Annotated in this window: 1 protein-coding gene; it reads left to right on the forward strand. The window is 40.0% G+C overall.

From position 1 onward, the window contains the following. Window positions 1-318: 318 nt before the first annotated feature. Window positions 319-381, forward strand: coding sequence for a putative holin-like toxin (locus FC65_RS12875; protein ID WP_222843308.1), 63 nt, complete (start codon window positions 319-321; stop codon window positions 379-381). Window positions 382-385 lie beyond the last annotated feature (4 nt).

Below are 385 nucleotides of genomic sequence, written 5' to 3' on the forward strand. Positions count from 1 at the left end.
CCACAACTCTTGTTTTTGACTGATCATCTTATCGCTGCCAATCAGCGTAAGCTTGAAAAACTCCAAGAACTAAAAAAAGGGTATCTACAAAAGATGTTTTGCTGATTCTTAATTTGATCAAATTTAGGATCCTATGAAACCCCATGACTTAATTTTTATTGTGCTTGGTCAACACTTAATTCACCTGTATAATAGATTACGCAGGAAGTTTTAAGGGCGGTGGCTGTCTTTTCCCTTGCGAGGTGAGGCCCATGGGAGCATGGAATAATCTTCAGGAAGGTTTCACAGTCAATGAGCGTCTTCCAGACACTCTCGTTGATGTTGCTGTTTGGCACGTTTTTAATCGCGCTACTCAGCTATATCGACAAGCACCACAAATAAAAAA

Origin of the sequence: Ligilactobacillus acidipiscis DSM 15836 (assembly GCF_001435755.1) — a bacterium.
GTDB lineage: Bacteria > Bacillota > Bacilli > Lactobacillales > Lactobacillaceae > Ligilactobacillus > Ligilactobacillus acidipiscis.